The following is a 461-nucleotide window of genomic DNA, read 5'->3' on the forward strand; positions in this document are numbered from 1 at the left end:
AGTTTCGTCCCCTGCGTGGGATGGACGCCATCAATGAACAGGATGGGCTCTTGGTCTCCGGCTTCCTGCTTCAGTTTCCCGTAGGCTTCCATAAAGGCCCGTTGCTGTTCCGCGTTGAACTTGTGTGGCACGCCGGTCGGTTTTTTATAGCTGAAGCCATTGTGGTGCAGCCATTTATTCATGCCGGGAACGGTGTAACTGATATCCCACTCTGCTTTGACAAGATGGATAACAGCCTGTGTGGTGGGCAGAAGATTCGCGGTCAGATAAGCGATAAGTTCCTGAGTCTGTGTTTCGCTGAGATGGCTCTGAGAACCGCCATTTTCAGGCTTCAGTTTGCGATGATTAAGGTAATCGCTGATATGACGGTTAACGGTCGTTTCATGAAGACGCAGGGCCTGAGCGATCATCACTGAACTCCAGCCCTCAGAGGCCAGCAGAACCGCTTTTATGCGATCACA

Annotated in this window: 1 protein-coding gene; it reads right to left on the reverse strand. The window is 51.6% G+C overall.

All coding sequences use genetic code 11. From position 1 onward, the window contains the following. Positions 1-461, reverse strand: a 461-nt coding sequence (locus CKY02_RS23270) for an IS630 family transposase (protein WP_112897024.1), incomplete at both ends; no start/stop codon positions are given.

The sequence above is a fragment of the Photorhabdus bodei genome, from assembly GCF_003287735.1.
In the GTDB taxonomy this organism is placed as follows: Bacteria; Pseudomonadota; Gammaproteobacteria; order Enterobacterales; family Enterobacteriaceae; genus Photorhabdus; species Photorhabdus kayaii.